Origin of the sequence: Corynebacterium diphtheriae (assembly GCF_001457455.1) — a bacterium.
Lineage (GTDB): Bacteria > Actinomycetota > Actinomycetes > Mycobacteriales > Mycobacteriaceae > Corynebacterium > Corynebacterium diphtheriae.
In genome coordinates this window covers 1,900,431-1,917,776 of record NZ_LN831026.1, presented here as the reverse complement: position 1 = coordinate 1,917,776, position 17,346 = coordinate 1,900,431, and the positions used below count along the sequence as shown (strand labels likewise).

General features: G+C 52.7%; 15 protein-coding genes, 4 tRNA genes and 5 pseudogenes. 20 read left to right on the top strand and 4 right to left on the bottom strand.

What is annotated here, in order from left to right; genetic code table 11:
- Positions 1–182: 182 nt before the first annotated feature.
- The 5 genes and pseudogenes from AT687_RS13140 to AT687_RS09205 all read left to right on the top strand — a co-directional run.
- Positions 183–278, top strand: a pseudogene (locus tag AT687_RS13140) (ribbon-helix-helix protein, CopG family); the annotation flags it as partial.
- Between the two features lie 67 nt (positions 279–345).
- Positions 346–474: a hypothetical protein gene (locus AT687_RS13310; protein WP_256879515.1), complete on the top strand. Its 129-nt coding sequence runs from the start codon at positions 346–348 to the stop codon at positions 472–474.
- A gap of 652 nt (positions 475–1,126) precedes the next feature.
- The gene (cmtR, locus tag AT687_RS09215; protein ID WP_014307245.1) at positions 1,127–1,486 is read left to right on the top strand and encodes a Cd(II)/Pb(II)-sensing metalloregulatory transcriptional regulator CmtR; all 360 of its coding nucleotides are present in this window, start codon (positions 1,127–1,129) and stop codon (positions 1,484–1,486) included.
- Positions 1,487–2,083: a cadmium resistance transporter gene (locus tag AT687_RS09210; protein WP_014307244.1), complete on the top strand. Its 597-nt coding sequence runs from the start codon at positions 1,487–1,489 to the stop codon at positions 2,081–2,083.
- A 216-nt stretch (positions 2,084–2,299) separates the two neighbouring features.
- Positions 2,300–2,503 carry a hypothetical protein gene (locus tag AT687_RS09205; RefSeq protein ID WP_014307243.1) on the top strand — a complete coding sequence of 68 codons (204 nt, stop codon included), beginning with the start codon at positions 2,300–2,302 and terminating at the stop codon, positions 2,501–2,503.
- Between the two features lie 442 nt (positions 2,504–2,945).
- On the opposite strand, the pseudogene AT687_RS09190 reads toward AT687_RS09205, so the two are convergent.
- Positions 2,946–4,327, bottom strand: a pseudogene (locus tag AT687_RS09190) (IS3 family transposase).
- 181 nt (positions 4,328–4,508) lie between these two features.
- On the opposite strand from AT687_RS09190, the pseudogene AT687_RS12445 reads away from it, so the two are divergent.
- The 13 genes and pseudogenes from AT687_RS12445 to AT687_RS09130 all read left to right on the top strand — a co-directional run.
- Positions 4,509–4,654: pseudogene (locus tag AT687_RS12445) on the top strand (IS256 family transposase); the annotation flags it as partial.
- Positions 4,655–4,679: 25 nt separating this feature from the next.
- Positions 4,680–5,023 (top strand): annotated as a pseudogene (locus AT687_RS09185) (transposase).
- Between the two features lie 93 nt (positions 5,024–5,116).
- Complete coding sequence (locus AT687_RS09180; protein WP_021335167.1) at positions 5,117–5,761, top strand: IS3 family transposase; 645 nt, start codon at positions 5,117–5,119, stop codon at positions 5,759–5,761.
- A gap of 221 nt (positions 5,762–5,982) precedes the next feature.
- A pseudogene (locus tag AT687_RS09175) lies at positions 5,983–6,870 on the top strand (DEAD/DEAH box helicase); the annotation flags it as partial.
- 286 nt (positions 6,871–7,156) lie between these two features.
- The gene (locus AT687_RS09170) at positions 7,157–8,170 is read left to right on the top strand and encodes a FecCD family ABC transporter permease (protein WP_014319288.1); all 1,014 of its coding nucleotides are present in this window, start codon (positions 7,157–7,159) and stop codon (positions 8,168–8,170) included.
- Between the two features lie 20 nt (positions 8,171–8,190).
- Positions 8,191–9,198, top strand: coding sequence for an ABC transporter substrate-binding protein (locus AT687_RS09165; RefSeq protein WP_014319287.1), 1,008 nt, complete (start codon positions 8,191–8,193; stop codon positions 9,196–9,198).
- Between the two features lie 6 nt (positions 9,199–9,204).
- A complete protein-coding gene (locus AT687_RS09160; RefSeq protein WP_014319286.1) occupies positions 9,205–9,972 on the top strand; it encodes an ABC transporter ATP-binding protein in 768 nt (255 codons plus the stop codon).
- A 93-nt stretch (positions 9,973–10,065) separates the two neighbouring features.
- Positions 10,066–10,141: transfer RNA gene (locus AT687_RS09155), tRNA-Glu, on the top strand.
- Between the two features lie 26 nt (positions 10,142–10,167).
- A tRNA-Asp gene (locus AT687_RS09150) sits at positions 10,168–10,241 on the top strand.
- Between the two features lie 173 nt (positions 10,242–10,414).
- Positions 10,415–11,491, top strand: a complete 1,077-nt coding sequence (locus tag AT687_RS09145) for an iron-containing alcohol dehydrogenase family protein (protein WP_014319285.1) — start codon at positions 10,415–10,417, stop codon at positions 11,489–11,491.
- Between the two features lie 119 nt (positions 11,492–11,610).
- Positions 11,611–11,684 (top strand) — tRNA-Asp (locus AT687_RS09140).
- A 22-nt stretch (positions 11,685–11,706) separates the two neighbouring features.
- Positions 11,707–11,779: transfer RNA gene (locus AT687_RS09135), tRNA-Phe, on the top strand.
- 93 nt (positions 11,780–11,872) lie between these two features.
- On the top strand, positions 11,873–12,154 hold the full coding sequence (locus AT687_RS09130) for a GNAT family N-acetyltransferase (protein ID WP_014319284.1): 282 nt from the start codon (positions 11,873–11,875) through the stop codon (positions 12,152–12,154).
- Between the two features lie 53 nt (positions 12,155–12,207).
- Here AT687_RS09130 and epsC read toward each other — a convergent pair whose 3' ends face one another.
- Entirely contained in the window at positions 12,208–12,774 is a 567-nt protein-coding gene (epsC, locus tag AT687_RS09125) for a serine O-acetyltransferase EpsC (protein WP_010935408.1), read from the bottom strand.
- A 104-nt stretch (positions 12,775–12,878) separates the two neighbouring features.
- Positions 12,879–13,814: a cysteine synthase A gene (cysK, locus tag AT687_RS09120; protein WP_014319283.1), complete on the bottom strand. Its 936-nt coding sequence runs from the start codon at positions 13,812–13,814 to the stop codon at positions 12,879–12,881.
- Positions 13,815–14,496: 682 nt separating this feature from the next.
- On the opposite strand from cysK, the gene ramA reads away from it, so the two are divergent.
- The gene (ramA, locus tag AT687_RS09115; protein ID WP_010935406.1) at positions 14,497–15,342 is read left to right on the top strand and encodes an acetate metabolism transcriptional regulator RamA; all 846 of its coding nucleotides are present in this window, start codon (positions 14,497–14,499) and stop codon (positions 15,340–15,342) included.
- A 52-nt stretch (positions 15,343–15,394) separates the two neighbouring features.
- Here ramA and AT687_RS09110 read toward each other — a convergent pair whose 3' ends face one another.
- Positions 15,395–15,970, bottom strand: a complete 576-nt coding sequence (locus AT687_RS09110) for a cob(I)yrinic acid a,c-diamide adenosyltransferase (protein WP_014319282.1) — start codon at positions 15,968–15,970, stop codon at positions 15,395–15,397.
- Positions 15,971–16,008: 38 nt separating this feature from the next.
- Between AT687_RS09110 and murA the strand changes: the two genes are divergently transcribed.
- Positions 16,009–17,265 (top strand): UDP-N-acetylglucosamine 1-carboxyvinyltransferase, encoded by a 1,257-nt coding sequence (murA, locus tag AT687_RS09105; protein WP_003852741.1) that lies wholly within the window; start codon positions 16,009–16,011, stop codon positions 17,263–17,265.
- The last annotated feature ends 81 nt before the right edge of the window (positions 17,266–17,346 follow it).

Here is a 17,346-nt window from a genome sequence, read left to right as displayed (position 1 = left end):
ACGCGATAGTCACTCCATGTAAACATCGTTTACATAATGTCGCTAAGGCTACCTACGGCACGCGGGTCTGTTCAGGGGTTATTTTGACACCCGCACCTAGCGCTCAGTTACTACCATGTGTAAACAGTGTACGCACAATACCACTGATGTTGTCCGACGCGCAGAGGTAAGGGAGTACGACCATGGCAACCACAAAAAAGAAACAGTGGGCCGGACGCGGCCCCGTCACCTCCGTACGTGTCGACCCGGAGTTGGTCGATCGCCTCGATGCACTCGCTAAGCGCACCGGACGCAGTCGCGGCGCGTACCTCCGCATGGCGCTGTGGGCAATGCTCCCACAACTAGATGAAGATCCACTGGGAACAAGTCGCCGCCGGCTACGAGAGCATCGAAATTCAAGACGCCTTCGAAGAAATCACCCTCCACTTCATGGAGCAAGCCATCGACGACTACAAACAACTCGGCAATGAGTAACGGCCCGACTACTTTTTGAGCGCTCGATGGATCGTGGCGTGGTGGACACCGAAGTGCCGCGCAATCGCCGTTACTTCTTCCCCGTTCGTCTTCATTGAACTCTTTGTCCACCGTTCCTACCGCGTGCGCAATCTCTTCGGCCTGGCGGTCGAGGCGCTGGTCACCACTAGAGACACGCATATACGTCACCGTCACCGAAACTGTGCCGGTGGCTATTTTCCCGACAGTCCCGATACCAGCGATGGGCTGTTCCGGCCCCACAGACGCCCGCTTGGTTTCTCCATGAGTTCTCCCAGATGTCGCTTTAGGATCATTGTACCTGGGCGACACTCATAAAAATGGTTCCCTAATGTCACAAAACGCCAGGACAGAGCGGAAAGAGCACGCCTCCCCTTGCTGTCGCAATAGGGTGTACCCACTTAGAGGGGCACGAACTGGGGTCATTAAAAGCTCCGTCGCGAACTAAAGTTCACGACGGTTTGTAAAAAGTAGGGGACAAGCAGGTTGCGCCACAGGCACAGATTCAACAACCACGCAAACACAAAAGGGAAGACACTAAAGCCGCGCGGAAACAGGCCCAGAAACACAACACCGTCGGGCCGACGCTCGCCCCTCGTGGCAACAGTTCAACAACAGCTGTATAGTTCAGTGCATGCTGACTATTTCTTCGCGCTTGGACGTGATGAACCGATTGGGTCGGGCGATGGCCGATCCCACCCGATCCCGTATTCTCCTGACCCTGCTGGGCGGCCCGGCCTACCCGGCCGCTCTCGCCCGGGAGCTGGAACTGACGCGGTCAAATGTGTCGAACCACCTCACTTGCCTACGGGACTGCGGAATTGTTGTCGCCGAACCGCAGGGGCGGAAGACCCGCTACGAGATCGTCGACGCCCATCTTGTCCAGGCGCTGAACTCACTGCTGGATACCACTCTGGCTGCCGACGAGAATGCCCCATGTATTGACTCGGCATGTGACGTGCCCGGGTGCGCCACCGGAGAGGGGAACAGGTAAGTGGTAACTGGTCTCCTGGGGGCGGTTGGTCTGTTTATCGCCACCAATATCGACGACATCATCGTGCTCTCGCTGTTCTTCGCCCGTGGGGCCGGCCAAACAGGGACCACACTTCGGATCCTGGCCGGGCAGTACCTTGGTTTCGCGGGCATCCTCGCAGCCACGATCCTGGTCACCCTGGGGGCGGATGCCTTCCTGCCCACCGAGGCGATCCCTTACTTCGGGCTGATCCCCCTGGCCCTGGGGCTGTGGGCGGCCTGGCAAGCCTGGCAAGGAGACGATGACGACGACGATGACGCGAAAGTCAGCGGAAAGAACGTAAGCGCCTTGATCGTCGCCGGGGTGACCTTTGCCAACGGTGGCGACAATATCGGCGTCTATGTCCCGGTTTTTCTCAACGTGGATACCGCTACCGTTATCATCCACTGCGTCGTCTTTCTGATCCTGGTGGCGGGCCTGGTCCTGTTGGCGAAGTTCGTGGCCACCCGTCCACCCATCGCGGAGGTTCTCGAACGCTGGGAGCATGTGCTGTTCCCGATCGTTTTGATCGGCCTGGGTATCTTCATCCTCGTCGGCGGCGGCGCCTTCGGCCTTTAATAAGCTCATCCCCTGTGCTGCTAGGGCCTCTCTAGGTTTCCTCACCGGCATCAACTGAACCGCCCATGAAGTTGTGAAAAGCCGCTGCCGCAGGGACTCGACCACGCTAGAGCGACAGAAATTCTAAAACTGCCCTATTGGGGTGTACATAATAGCTACATTTTTCTTATCAACACGCTGATATGATTAACCGCTATTCAAGATGTTAGGAGCGCTGTGGGCAAAAACCTGCGCCCATCCCTTATCCGCGTCTACGCCTGCCACGAAGATGCTCATATCGCATACTTCGACGAAACCTACACGGGCATAAACGATGCAGGACGTTCTTTCTATGCAGTCACAGCCAGCATCTACCGCAAAGAAGAACTCGAAGATCTACGCGCAAATTTGATAGACATCGTCGACAATTTTTTTCAATAAAGACCTCTCCTACTGGCACACCACGGAAGCCATAAAAACCAAAGAAGGGCAGGAAAGATACGAAGAACTTCTTGATTACCTCTCCGGCCACGGAGACGTCTCTTTTATTACATGCCAAACCTCTATAAAACCAAGGACCGACAAACAGGAGAGCTCAAAAAGATAACCGGACCAGAAGAAAATGCACGACGCAAGTGTTTCAAAAAGCTGTTTGGCCAATTTCTGAATCAAACCGAAAACCTGCAAGGCTTGGTTTTCGAAAGGCGAAAGAAGCACGAAGACAACGATCGCGACAAATCTTTCTTCAACATTCTAAAGAAAGACGGCTACGTCCCTGATCTCTCACGCGTATGGGTATCACCTTATGACGAAGTTGCACTCTGGGTACCAAAGGGTAAAGGGTCATAAGGGGATGCGGACGTTTTGTTAGACACTTTCAATCTCACGCTACCGCAGCCATGCGATAACGCGCGATACTCATACCATTGAGACTAACTTTAATGCGATGATTGTTATAAAACTCGATATAAGCAGCAATGGCATCGTCAAGCTCTTGGATTGTCTGCCACCTCTTGCCGTAATACATCTCATTTTTCATCCGCCCGAAAAACCCCTCGCATGCCGCATTGTCAGGACTACACCCCTTTTTTTCGACATCGAACGAACGATGCCATATTTCGCAGTCAGACTATGCCAACTCCGACCACGGTAATGCACACCACGATCTGAATGAATCACTAATGAACCATCCGGTGGAAGACCCTCAGCATCAATAGCGGCCTGCAGCGTAGATTCTGCTAACTCCATAGTGGGATTCACACTCGTCTTAGCAGCAACGACTTTGCCATCGAAACAATCAATAATCACAGACAAATACACCCGCCCCTCATTCGCAGCGAAAACACTAATATCAGTCAGCCACAACGTATTCGCAGCAGTGGCATGAAAACAACGGTTGACCAGGTTCGGCGGAGCCGGAGAAATTTCTCCTTGATAACTGGAATATTTCACCTTCCGCTTCGGAAACCGCACCGTAATTGCTTCTTCGCGCATGAGCCTGCGAACTACTTTTTCACTGATAGTTATGCCTAAATGTCGTAATTGCCACCAGATACGGCGATAACCATAGGTATTATGTGAATCAGAACTGATGCGGTGCACCATGCTGCGAATAGCTGCGTGCTTATCAGGCATGCGTCGTTTTTTCAGGTGGTAATAGAAACTGGATGCAGCAAGACCACTAGCAGCGAGCAGCATTGCTAATGGAAACGTGCTACGCAAAGCGTCAACCACGTCGGTTTTGTGCTTATTACTCAGCTGACCGGGGATGACGCTTACGTCTTTTTTTATAATTTCCAGCTCCTTTTCCAACACGGCTTTTTCTACCAGCAGCGTGGCCATCTGCTGTTTTAACTGTGTTGGATTATCCGGCAATGATTTTTCTAGTGCTGCTTTAGTAGGGATGCGGCCATGGCCTGCGCGTTCTTTTTTCGACATCAAGCCCCATTGTCCTTCCTCACGGTAGCGTTGCGCCCAAGCATAGACGCTGGCGTGAGTGTGCAGGCAGCATTCCTGGGCAATATCAGCTGGTCGCCAACCATTGTGGAAAAGTTCTACTGCGCGAAGTTTGACTTCGTATGGGTAGTGGGTCAGGGTTTTGGCTTGTTTACGTGGTTGTGGTGGGGTTTTGGGCTCGCGTAGCCATTTATACAGGGTCCATCTGCCTGGGTAGCCGAGTTCGCGGACTGTTTTAGTCACTGATTGTGTGCGTTTGTAGACCCGCAGTGCTGTGCGCTTCTGCGTGTTGGTGTAGGAACGGTTCATAATGGAATCCTCCAAGATTCCGTCCGCATCCCCTAAAGTGTGTCTGGAATCGCTGATTTTTAGGTGTTGACCTGCAGTCGTCTGGAATATGTATGCTCCAAGAGCATACATACGGTCCTGAAGCAGTAAATCCACGGTGTTGCGCCCATCGTGTACTAGGCGATTGTGGTGTTGTTGCCCAATGCCCAAGAATCAACCTCACTGCCACTGCGGCGGCACCATGAAACGCAACGGTACGACCAGCAAGGCACCAGCCGATTGCGTTGCAAAAGCTGCGGCGCCTCTACAACCAAACGCCGCAGCTATATCACTAACGCAGCCACATTCTGAAGTGTCCTAGGTTTTGTTCCGTTTGAGTAGATGGGAAAATCTGGAACATGCCAAGAAAAATTTGACCAAGATGCGAAGGACCGCGTCGTTCGCTTGGTGGAGGATCGCATCCTAGCAGAGAACATGTCGATGCAGGCCGCGTGCCAAGCAGTGGCGCCGAAGCTGGGCGTCTCATGGCATACTGGTCGGCAGTGGACACAAGCTGCTCGCCGTAACGGTCGTATTGCCGAGCCGTTGCCCGAAGGCCTCGTGGCAGAGGTAGCCAAGCTTCGGCGTGAGAATCAAGAACTTCGCGACACCAACGAGCTGTTAAAGGCCGCGTCGGCTTTTTCGCATCGGAACGCGACCCAAAACGTTAAGAAATGATCCAGTTCATCGATAAACACCGGAATCATTTCACCGTCGAGTTCATCTGCACGACGTTAAACACACACCGTGTTGGTGGTTTCCTTACCTCTCGTGGGTACCGCCAATCTAAGGCTCGGGGATTTAAGTGTCCGTAGCCTTCGCGACGCCGCCCTAGTAGAGCGCATTACCGAAGTTCATAAACAAAACTACGGTGTCTACGGGATTCGCAAAATGTGGCACGCGCTGCGCCGTGAAGGAATCGACATTGGACGTGAACAGACCGCGCGTCTGATGCGCCTTGCAGGTGTGTCTGGCAAAAATAAAGGCCGGTCTCCCGTGACGACATATAAGCCCAAGGAACCCGACACCCGCCCCGACTCGGTGGGTCGTGAGTTTCGAGACTGTGGGCCTAATCGGCTATGGGCGGCAGACATTACCTATGTGCGCACCAGAAAAGGGTTTGTGTACGCCACCTTCGTGACTGATGTGTTCTCCCGGAGGATCGTCGGCTGGGCGTTGCCTGACTCGATGCGCACCGAAGCGTTACCGTTGCAAGCACTCAATCAAGCCATTGTGTGCGCCAAGAAGACCACCGGTCTAGTTCACCACTCGGATCGCGGCTGGCAATATGTGAGCATTATCTACAATGAGCGTGTTGCTGAGCATGGAATTATCGCGTTGACCGGTACTATTGGTGACTCTTATGACAATGCACTGGCTAAAAAACGTCAACGGCCCCTCACAAAAACGAGCTGATTCATACCAGGTTGTGGACTGACGTGGTTGATGTTGAGATTGCCACGTTTGAGTGGGTGAATTGGTGGAACGGTCAAGGCTCCACCAGAGCCTGGGCTACCGGGCGCCGGCGGATGTTGAATCCGAGTTTTGGAGCCGCAACCCTTCCCAAGAAATAATGGAAATCAAGGCAAATGCTTAGGAACAAAACCCGGGGCACTTCACTTTTTGACCCTTAACCCACTATTAAGCAGGCTGCCCGCCGAGTGACCTCAGCTGGCGATGTGTTGCTTCGCAAAGAGATCATTGCCGTGTTAGGGAAGAAACTACGTGCGGAAGATCGTGAGAGTGCTGAGGTCGATTCCGTCCATGTCGACAATGACGATGCAAAGAATGCACTAGTTAAACTGGTGCTGAATATGTCGTTGGTGCCTAAAACGGAGCAGACGGCTCGTTATGTAGCCACATTCCTCGTACCGAAGTTTATGCAATCGGTGATGTTTAGTGCTTGGACGGTGAAGTCTTTGGATTCGGCGCACACTGAGCTCCTCAAACTCATCCAAAATTATACCGTTGAGACGTTGCGTTCTACCCGCGAGATGCCGAGCATTCACCCGAAGCCGATGCCTAGTAATGGTTATACGTTGCCGCTGGGACAGAAGGTGCATGATCAGATTGAGAAACGTGAGCAGTTCGTACGTGGCCAGGTATATGGGGGCTGGTTCAAATCGTTGTTCGCTGAGGAATCTTTTGACTCCTTCACCGGCGAGTACCAGCTGGCGCGCTTACTGAACACTTCGCCGGGGATTGTGTGGTGGCATCGGCTGCATCCACAAAACCAAGCGTTTGTGTTTTACAATGCTAAGGATCGCTACTTTCCAGACTTTGTCGCTATGGATGTTAACGGAGTGCACTGGATCATCGAAGGGAAATCGGAGCGCGGCCGCGACGACGCTCAGGTACAGGCTAAACGCAAAGCAGCCGAAGCGCTGGTGCGCCGCCTAGTAGCTGAGGATGTCTACGCTGATCAGCTTTGGGGCTATTTGATCGCCTACGAGCAAGACACAGCCCGTGCTGACTCTTGGGAAGACTTGAAAGCCTTCGCTAGCCCAGTCAACAACGCCCTGTAGCGGCATAACCGCCACACCGAAGCGTTCTTCGATGGTCTTTTGTGTGGTTAAGTTTTCGAGAAGGAAGTTGGCACGGCCGGTTCTTTATTCGTGTTAGGCGGTTAGTAAGTGGTCGTATCACTCATGCCATTGCAGCAGGTACACACGCTGTGATCAGGGGCTAATAGCAGGTTGACTTATGATGTATATGCAGTTTTTCGATCAGCACTGCTGACGAGTGTGAGCAAGACTACACTGTGATAGTTCACGACGATGAACAATTATCTACTGTGCTACCGTGAACTCTGTGACTCGAACGCGCTCAATAATCGGGATCCTGTGTATTCTCCTCGTTCTAACCCCCGCGGCAACCGTTTCGCTTGGTCCAGCCGCAGTGCCGTTTTTTCAAGTCTATGCAGTAATTGCTAGTCACATTCCAAGTGTCCCAGTTACCATAACGTGGGATCATGCTACTGATGCCATTGTTTGGCAGACTCGGTTGCCGCGTATCGTTTTAGGGTTAGCAGTAGGTGCCACTCTTGGTGTTTCGGGTGTTGCATTCCAAGCCTTGATCCGTAATTCGTTGGCTGAACCCTATGTGCTAGGTGTGAGCTCAGGCGCTGGTGCAGGCGCAGCATTAGCACTCATTTCTTTTGGCGTAAGCAGTGCTTTCGGGGTAGGAGCGTTTGCTTTTGTTGGTGCTGCCCTGGCCACCACTGCAGTCGTTATTATCGCTGGTGGGGGAGCCCATCCCCTTAAGCTTATTTTGTCTGGTTTGGCTGTAGGGTTTGGTGCTCAATCGTTGACAAATCTAGTGATCTTTTCTTCGGGCTCACCTGAAACGAATCAGGCTGTCATGTTTTGGATGCTGGGCTCTTTGAGCAGAGCACGCTGGTCTACAATCGGCATCGTATGCGTGGCTGCCGTCATAGTTATGCTTGTTTTAAGCTTTTATGGGCCAATTCTTGATGCCCTTGCTAGCGGTGACTCCACTGCGCGATCGGTAGGTGTAGAGCCAGTGCGTACCCGTGCGCTTTTACTGCTTGGTGTTAGTGCTGCTGTCGCTATTGCGGTGAGCGCTGCGGGAGGAATTGGCTTCGTAGGTCTTATCATTCCGCATGTGATGCGTCAGTTGGTCGGGTATTCCCACCGTGTGCTTGTGGTTGCATCAGGGCTTGCATCGGCTGTTTTTCTCGTGTGGGCAGATGCCTTTGCACGGATTGTTTTTAGTCCTCAAGAGCTACCTATCGGCGTGATCACGGGGCTTATTGGCGCTCCGTGTCTGGCCTTGATAGTGAGAAACCAAAAGAATCAAATGTAAAAATAAAAAGGAGTAATAATATGACGTTGTTATGGAAGCCGCTGGCAGCAGTAACGTGCGTTGCTGTTTTATCGTGTGGTTTGACTGCGTGTGGTGAAAGTGCTGTTGATAAGGCTAACAAGTCTGAGCACAACATGGGGAAATCTAAGCAGAATCAGCAGATTAGCATCAAAAGTTGCGGTGAAACTCTGACCTTCGACAAAGCCCCAGAAAACGTACTCATGCTCAGCGAGATGAACGTTTCGATTCTGCATGAGTTAGGCGTTCTGGACCGAGTAAAGCACCGTGCTGGAGAGGAGCGTGTGAATCAGCTGGATGCAGATTTGGAAGCCGCCATCGCCAAAATTCCTTCTGTTAAGGCTGGCGATACAGGTACTGGCGGCGCAAAGATGTCCACTGAGTCCATTGTTGATCTACGTCCTGATTTGGTTATCGGCTATGACACCGGTGCGGATCGCCAGGCGCTCAAAGATGCAGGTATCCCTCTGTACTCTCCAGACGCATTGTGTCCAGATATTGAGTTAACTCCTGCAAGCTGGGACAAGGTGACTGAAGAGGTCGATAAGATGGGATCACTTTTCCAGGTGGAGGGCAAAGCCGAAGAACTAAAGGAAAAGATCGCCAAGAAGACACCGCAGGCTTCTGCTTCCACAGCGAATGGTGTGGTGCTATATATCACTCCTGGCTCAGATGAGTTCTATACCTATGGCGATACCTCTATGGTTCAACCAATTCTTGAGGCCAATGGTTTGAAGAACCCCTATTCTGATAACAAAGAACGGGTTTTCGATGCCTCCATGGAGGATTTGCTTGACAAAAATCCTGAGTGGATTGTGCTGTTAAGTGAGACTGGTGATGACAAAGCTGCCATGGAGACTTTCCTTGGTTTTAATGGGGCTCGTAGTTTGAAAGCTGTGCAGGAGCATAAAGTGGTTCATATGCCTTTCGTTCTCACTGATCCGCCGAGCACGCTCTCGGTTGAAGGAGCTGTATATCTGCAAAAGCAGATGAAAAACGCGGGAATGTAACGTGCAGTGATAAGTGCGAGTGATGTTGTAGTAGGTCGTTGTGGTCGTTTGGTTGTCCATGGCGTGACTTTGCGTGTGGGCGCTGGCGAGATTGTCGGCATCGTCGGCCCAAATGGTTGTGGAAAATCCACTTTGTTGCAAGCGATTCATGGAGCCCTGAAACTAGCTGGGGGCAAAGTGATAGTCGATGGCAATGATATACATCAACTGCGGGTTAAAGATATTGCTAAGCAGATAGCTGTGGTTGCGCAGGAGCGTGATCAAGCATTACCTCTAACGGTACGCGACGCTGTTGGGTTAGGTGCTCTTGCGTATCGACGACTACTCGATTTTAATGCAGATGCAAACGAAGCAATTGTGAGTAAAGCTCTTGAGCATGTCTCGTTGACATCACTACAACATCGACATATCACGGAACTTTCAGGTGGTGAGCGGCAACGTGCGCTTATAGCTCGCGCCATAGTTCAGCAAGCGGATCATTTATTACTAGACGAGCCCACTAATCACTTGGACTTAGCGCATCAGTTTGAGTTGATAGAATTAGTGCGGGATTTGCGTTGCGCAACGATTGTCGTGCTTCACGACCTGAATCTTGCAGCACGTTACTGTGACCGTGTGGTGGTGCTGGGTTCCGATGGGCATGTGGTGGCTGCCGGAGAGCCTGCCGATGCATTCACGCCAGAAATGATTACGGATGTATTTGGGGTGGCTGTGGAGCGCGTGGTTGTAGGAGGACGGATGCATCTAGTTTTCGATTCTTTGACTAGCTTATAAAAAGCTTGTTTACCTTGCGTTTTGCGTATTTTAGGATTTCAAGTATAGTTCTTCTCAGTCCGCACGACAGCCTAGCTGTCTTGTAACAGGCTTGCTCCCATCGTCTAGGGGCCTAGGACACCGCCCTTTCACGGCGGCGACACGGGTTCGAATCCCGTTGGGAGTACCACCACTTTTTCGTGGGCATATAAATATGGCCCTGTGGCGCAGTTGGTTAGCGCGCCGCCCTGTCACGGCGGAGGTCGCGGGTTCAAGTCCCGTCAGGGTCGCATTTATTTTTTTAAAATACCGAGGCATTTCCATGCCTCGGTATTTCTTATTTCTGGGGGCTGTCATCTTGGTGATGGCGGAAGCGTGGATGTCACGCGTATGATGGTCGATTAATTCCATGTCCACTAGATGGGATTTATTGTTTCATTTACGGCTTACTTGAGGTGGTTTTATGCCTTACTCTTTGCAATTACCGGGATACAGCATTGGCGAGAGCGCTTATGAAGAGATTGATGCAATTGTGTCGACCTATGGCTCTTCGGTGGTCGTGATTGGTGGCAAGACTGCTCTAGAAAAGTCGCGCCCACGTCTCGAGGCCGCATTGGCTCATAGCGGAATTGAAGTCGTGGACTGGATTGTTTATGGACATAACTGCACCTACGAGCGTGTCGACGCCCTGTGCGCTATGCCTACAGTGCAGCAAGCCGACATGATCTTTGGCGTCGGCGGCGGTCGTGCCGTCGATACGGTAAAGGTGGTTGCGAACCGCCTGGGCAAGCCATTATTTGCATTTCCTACGTTGGGTTCGAACTGTGCCGCGGCAACGAATTTGTCTGTGGTGTACAAGGATGATGATTCCCTTGCCGGCTATGACTTCCAGCGCGGGCCGTGCCACCACGTGTTTATTGATACGACGGTGATCGCCCAGTCGCCTGTGGAGTTGTTGTGGGCTGGAATTGCAGATGGCATGTCTAAGGAGTGCGAGGTAAAGCTGCAGTCGCGGGGCCGCAATTTGTCGCATGCGCCTTTGATGGGCCGCAATGTGTGTTCGGCGGTAACACCTGCACTGATGGATTTTGGATTGCAGGCGTTGGAGGATTGTCGTGCGGGTAGGTCGTCGCAGGCAATCGAGGAAGTCGCGTTAGCGATCATTATGACCTGTGGTTACGTGTCTAACATGACGGTGGATCCAGGGCAGGCGTATTACTACAATTCTTCGCTTGCGCATGCGTTTTATAACTCGTCGACGGCATTTCCGGAGTGCGTCGGCAAGCATCTGCACGGTGAGATTGTTTCTTATGGTGTGCTGGCGTTGTTGCAGTATGACGGCGACATGGAGACTAAGCGTCGTTATGTTGAGTTTTATAAGCAGATGGGATTCCCGTTGACGTTGGCGGATCTGGACTTACAAGAATCGGATATTCCGGAGTTGGTGTCCCATGTGCCAGCGACCACGGAGTGGAAGACGGGGGATTTTGATCTTGAGCGTTTTGCGCAAGCGATTATCGACGCTCAGGTATTTGCTTAATGGTTTTTATCCTAAGAAATCCGTGTTGACCTTTGGATTTGTGGGTGTGAACATTATCTGTGTAAAGTAATGGCTCGTGCAAGGGAAGGAAGTGATTCTCTCCCAAGTACAGCCTTTAAGGCCCTGTGGCGCAGTTGGTTAGCGCGCCGCCCTGTCACGGCGGAGGTCGCGGGTTCAAGTCCCGTCAGGGTCGCAAGACTGTTCTTGCAGTCTTTGGCCAGATAGCTCAGTCGGTAGAGCACACGCCTGAAAAGTGTGGGGTCGCCAGTTCGATCCTGGCTCTGGCCACAAATTAAGGTCCCAGTCATTTTGACTGGGACCTTGTTTGTTTTCTTCTGGTAGAACTGGTGGGAATTGCTACTGGAACTAGAGGAGGCAGATATGTCTGATATTCAGGTTCGGCACGTGGAAGCTGACAAGCAATTTGTAATCGCCGTCGATAGTGAGGATGCGGGCTTCGCTGGCTACGCGGAGCGCGACGGCCACCGGAATTTTAACCATACGGTCATCGATCCACGTTTTCGCGGCCAAGGACTTTCTCAGCCGCTAATTCAGCAGGCTCTGGAAGCAACCCATGCGGATGGTTTCGGTGTGATTGCTACGTGCTCTGCTGTGGTGGGGTTTGTTCAGAAGAATCCTGAGTTTCGTGAGTACCTTGCATAGGGCATAAAAATGCCACCTCGGGGGCTAGTTCAGGGTGCGAGGTGGCATTAGGATTAGATGTAGTAGTCGGGGTCGACGAGTTTGATTTTTTCGTCGGCGCCGCGGGGGCGGTTGGCTGCGGGGATTCCCACAGCGATGTGGTTGGCGGGGACGTCTTTGGTCACTACGGCGTTGGCGCCGATGGCGCTTCCTTTGCCGATGGTGATGGGTCCTAGGACTTTGGCGCCTGCGCCGATAACCACATCGTCTTCAACGGTGGGGTGGCGTTTGGTTTGGGTTAGCACCTGTCCGCCTAGGGTTACGCCGTGGTAGAGCATGACTCCGTCGCCAATTTCGGCGGTTTCGCCGATGACGATACCCATTCCGTGGTCGATGAAGAATCGACGTCCGATGGTGGCTCCGGGGTGGATTTCTACACCGGTGAGAAATCGCGTGAATTGGGCGAGGATGCGGGCGGGGCCTTTAAGGTTTTTCTGCCATAGTGCGTGGGCGATACGGTGGCTCCAGATGGCGTGGAGTCCTGAGTAAACGATGGCGTTTTCTGCGTCGCTGCGAGCCGCGGGGTCGTGTTCGCGGGCGTTCGCTAGGTCTTCGCGGATCGTCTTGACAAGCCTGTACATGGAAATCGACTCTATCAGTTTGGGCTTATCGACGCCCAGACGCGCGAAAACGCCCTGACCACGTATGTTTCGGTGGTCAGGGCGTTGTGTCAACGGTGAGTTGATTAGTCGCGGATGTCGTCGAACAAGACGGTTGATACGTAGCGCTCGCCGTAGTCAGGTACGACGGTGACGATGGTCTTGCCTTCGTTTTCTGGCAATGCTGCAAGCTCAAGTGCTGCCTTGAGGTTCGCGCCGGCAGAGATGCCGCCCAAGATGCCTTCTTGTGCGGCAAGCTGGCGTGAAGTGGAGATTGCGTCCTCGTTGGTTACGGTAATGACTTCTTCGTAGACCTTCTGGTTTAGAACGCCTGGGATGAAGTTTGCGCCGAGGCCTTGGATCTTGTGTGGGCCTGCCTTGCCGGTGGTGAGCAGGGCAGAGGCTGCTGGCTCGACGGCGTAGACCTTGATCTCTGGGTTGTGCTTCTTCAGGGTTTCGCCAGCGCCGGTGACGGTTCCGCCGGTACCCACGCCTGCGACGAAGATGTCGACCTGTCCGTCGGTGTCGTTCCAGATTTCTTCGCCGGTAGTACGACGGTGAATTTCTGGGTTGGCGGCGTTCTTGAACTGGCTGGCGAGGATGGCGTTGTCGCGCTCAGCGACGATTTCGTTTGCTTTGTCTACGGCGCCTTGCATTCCGGCTGCACCAGAGGTGAGAACGATCTCTGCACCATAGGCGCGTAGCATGACGCGGCGCTCGAGGGACATCGTTTCTGGCATGGTGAGCACAACGTTGTAGCCGCGGGCAGCACCGACGAGTGCGAGAGCGATACCGGTGTTGCCGGATGTTGCTTCAACGATGGTGCCACCTGGCTTGAGATCACCGGAGGCTTCTGCTGCGTCGACGATTGCTTTACCAATACGGTCTTTCACAGAATTTGCCGGGTTAAAAAACTCAACTTTGACCACAACGTTGCCGGGGAGGTCTTTGTCGAGGCGATTGAGCTTAATCAGTGGGGTATTGCCCACGGTGTCGAGGATGCTGTCGTAAATTTTAGCCATGATATGACGTCCTTTATTTCATTGCGTGTATCGGTTGACCTGCACAAAAGGGTGTATTTTTCTTCCCTTTTGTAGGATCGGCTGTCTACTCTACGCTTAACAAAACTAAAATGCTAGACAGAATTGTCTTAGTATGCGTACCGATCGGTCTATTTAAAATAATTTAGCGAAGTTTGACTAATATTTAGTGATGCTCGTCACTAAAAATCTGTAAAATCTAACGGCAAACAGATATATGTGGACATTTGAATTGTCCGAGTTGTGGTTTGGGGGTGTGGGGCTAGGCGTGTATTCGAGTTTATAATTTCCGCCTGTGGAGTAGCTGAAAACCGTCCGAAAATGAGCCCCACCACATCCCATCATTTGGGATGGAAATGAGCTTCTTCATGCATTAATGCACTTTGTTGAAGTTTTCGAGAGTCCATTATGTGAGATTTGGGACTCGTGTGGTGGGCGGGGTGCAAGGGTGTAATTTGTGGGGGCAAGGGGGAGTTTGTTACCCCTTGTCCGATGTGTAATCGGGCAAAATTATGCAGCATTGCTCTGCGAAGAGGCTTTTGAATACCCCCGTGAGCCAGTTATACTTTTGCCAGTTGCATGATTTACCCCAAGGTTTTGCGCACCAGAATGACGCAAATGGGTGTGACGCAATCGGAGTAGTTTCTGATCAGACAGGAGTCTCATGGTGGAAGCACAACGAGTCAAAGAAGACGAAGACGCGATCCGTCAAGCGCTTGCATCGCTAAAAAATGCCACGGGAATCCCCGTGACGATGTATGCCTCAGTTCAGTCCGACAGTCGTCTACTGATCAATCAGTGGGTCGGACTGCGCACACCTGCTCTTCAGAACTTGATTATTGATAATGGCGTTGGCGTCGGCGGTCGCGTTTTAAAGACCCGTCGTCCAGTCGGCGTGAGTGATTACACCCGTGCCAATGTGATCTCCCATGACCTTGACCCTGTCATCCAAGACGAAGGCCTGCATTCCATAGTTGCTGTTCCTGTGATTGTGCAGCGCGAAGTGCGTGGCGTTCTCTATGTTGGCGTTCATTCCCCAGTGCGTTTGGGGGACAAGGTGATCGAAGAAGTCACCATGACCGCACGAGTCTTGGAGCAAGAACTTGCTATCAATTCTGCTTCTCGCCGCAGCGACAACCCTCGCGGTGGCGTAGCAAAGCAAGGCCGCATGATGAATGGTGCTGAATGGGAACAGATTCGTTCCACTCACTCCAAGCTGCGCATGCTGGCTAACCGCATCGAGCAAGAAGAACTGCGCCAGGAACTTGAAGAGCTGTGCGATCAGATGGTGGCACCTGTTCATGTCAAGCAGACCACCAAGCTTTCTGCTCGCGAACTCGACGTCCTTTCCTGCGTTGCGTTGGGGCACACCAACGTTGAAGCAGCAGAGGAAATGGGAATTGGTGCAGAAACGGTAAAGAGCTACCTGCGTTCGGTGATGCGTAAGCTCGGTGCACACACCCGCTACGAGGCTGTCAACGCAGCTCGTCGTATCGGCGCACTGCCTTAAGGCGCAAACAAATTACCTCGGATACTTCTCGTGGAAATATCCGAGGTCTTTTTTATGTGCGGCTTCCGCCTGGAACCCATTTCACGTCGTTGCTGTCGTTCGCGAGTCGCGACATGATGAACAGCAAATCGCTTAGACGGTTGAGGTAACGTGCAGGAAGTACCGAAGTAGTCTCGGGAACTGCCTCGACTGCTGCCCATGCAGCGCGCTCTGCGCGGCGTGCGATAGTGCGGGCAACGTGCAGCATCGCTGCTCCTGGGGTTCCGCCTGGCAAAATAAAGGAATTGAGTGCTTCGAGCTGCTCGTTGAATCGATCACAGTCGGCTTCGAGGGCGTCGATGTAGCTTTGCTCAATACGTAGTGGTGGGTATTTAAGATTTTCCTGGATCGGAGTGGATAGGTCCGCGCCGGCGTCGAAAAGCTCGTTTTGAACACGCTTTAGTACGGTGACCACCTCCTCGGGAAGCGTCGTTAATGCAAGAGCTTGGCCTATCCACGCATTCAATTCATCGCAATCCGCATAGGCCGCAAGGCGTGGATCGTTTTTAGAAACTCGAGAAAAATCGGACAATGCAGTCGTGCCGTCGTCGCCAGTACGTGTGTAGATCTTTGTCAAATGAACAGCCATACTCCAAACCTACGCGATAACTCAGTAGGGTTGGAGGGGTGAAGGAAAGATTTCTAGTTACCGGCGGTGCTCGACTTGAAGGAACCGTCCATGTCAGCGGCGCGAAAAACAGCGTGCTCAAGCTGATGGCGGCTGCTCTTCTTGCCGAAGGCACCACGACGTTGACCAATTGCCCGAAGATCTTGGACGTTCCTTATATGGTTCGCGTCCTCGAAGGCCTAGGTTGTTCTGTTGTCCACTCCGGTTCAACGGTGGAAATTACAACGCCAGCCGAAATTTCCAGTAACGCCGACTTTGATGCCGTGCGGCAATTCCGCGCCTCTGTATGCGTACTCGGCCCATTGACCTCGCGCTGCGGCAAGGCAGTCGTTGCATTGCCCGGCGGAGACGCCATCGGATCGCGCCCTTTGGATATGCACCAAAGCGGCCTAGAAAAGCTGGGTGCTAAAACCCACATCGAACATGGTGCGGTTGTGGCCCAAGCAGATCAGCTGCGTGGCGCCAATATTCACCTTGACTTCCCATCGGTCGGAGCGACCGAAAATATTTTGACCGCGGCCGTTCTCGCAGAAGGTACGACCGTTCTTGATAACGCTGCGCGCGAGCCAGAAATTCTTGATTTATGCGTCATGCTCAAAGAAATGGGCGCGGATATTGAAGGCGAGGGTACCTCGACCATCACCATCCGTGGCGTAGAAAAACTGCACCCCACCCAGCACGAAGTTATTGGCGACCGCATCGTTGCCGGTACATGGGCATATGCCGCAGCGATGACCCAAGGCGACATCACTGTCGGTGGCATTGCACCACGCAACCTGCACTTGGCATTGGAAAAACTCAAGGTCGCAGGCGCCGAGGTGACCACGTACGATCACGGATTCCGCGTGCGCATGGACCGTCGCCCCATGGCGGTGGACTATCAAACGCTCCCATTCCCAGGGTTCCCAACTGATCTTCAGCCAATGGCCATTGGTATTTCGACGGTTGCAGATGGCGTTTCAGTTATCACGGAAAACATCTTCGAGGCACGCTTCCGCTTCGTCGACGAACTCGTCCGCTTAGGTGCCGACGCCACTGTCGACGGTCACCATGTAGTTATGAGGGGAGTGGAGAAGCTTTCTTCGACACCAGTGTGGAGCTCAGACATCCGAGCCGGAGCCGGGCTCGTGTTGGCGGCTTTGTGCGCTGATGGGGTGACAGAAGTAAACGATGTGTTCCACATCGACCGCGGATACCCCAACTTTGTAGAGGATCTTCAGCGCTTGGGCGCCCAGATCGAACGAGTGCAAGTTTAAAAACCTCTCTGACCTGCGGGTTTGTGTCAACAGGTCGTGGTGTGTACATTTAATCAAGTCGCCGCGACCGACACCGCCCCT

Excerpts from the sequence above, each read along its gene's own strand:
- cysK (WP_014319283.1), bottom strand. The coding sequence starts at position 13,814 with ATGGCTAAAATTTACGACAGCATCCTCGACACCGTGGGCAATACCCCA.
- epsC (WP_010935408.1), bottom strand. The coding sequence starts at position 12,774 with ATGTACAGGCTTGTCAAGACGATCCGCGAAGACCTAGCGAACGCCCGC.
- ramA (WP_010935406.1), top strand. The coding sequence starts at position 14,497 with ATGGTGGAAGCACAACGAGTCAAAGAAGACGAAGACGCGATCCGTCAA.
- cmtR (WP_014307245.1), top strand. The coding sequence starts at position 1,127 with ATGCTGACTATTTCTTCGCGCTTGGACGTGATGAACCGATTGGGTCGG.
- AT687_RS09145 (WP_014319285.1), top strand. The coding sequence starts at position 10,415 with ATGCCTTACTCTTTGCAATTACCGGGATACAGCATTGGCGAGAGCGCT.
- AT687_RS13310 (WP_256879515.1), top strand. The coding sequence starts at position 346 with ATGAAGATCCACTGGGAACAAGTCGCCGCCGGCTACGAGAGCATCGAA.
- AT687_RS09165 (WP_014319287.1), top strand. The coding sequence starts at position 8,191 with ATGACGTTGTTATGGAAGCCGCTGGCAGCAGTAACGTGCGTTGCTGTT.
- AT687_RS09110 (WP_014319282.1), bottom strand. The coding sequence starts at position 15,970 with ATGGCTGTTCATTTGACAAAGATCTACACACGTACTGGCGACGACGGC.
- AT687_RS09130 (WP_014319284.1), top strand. The coding sequence starts at position 11,873 with ATGTCTGATATTCAGGTTCGGCACGTGGAAGCTGACAAGCAATTTGTA.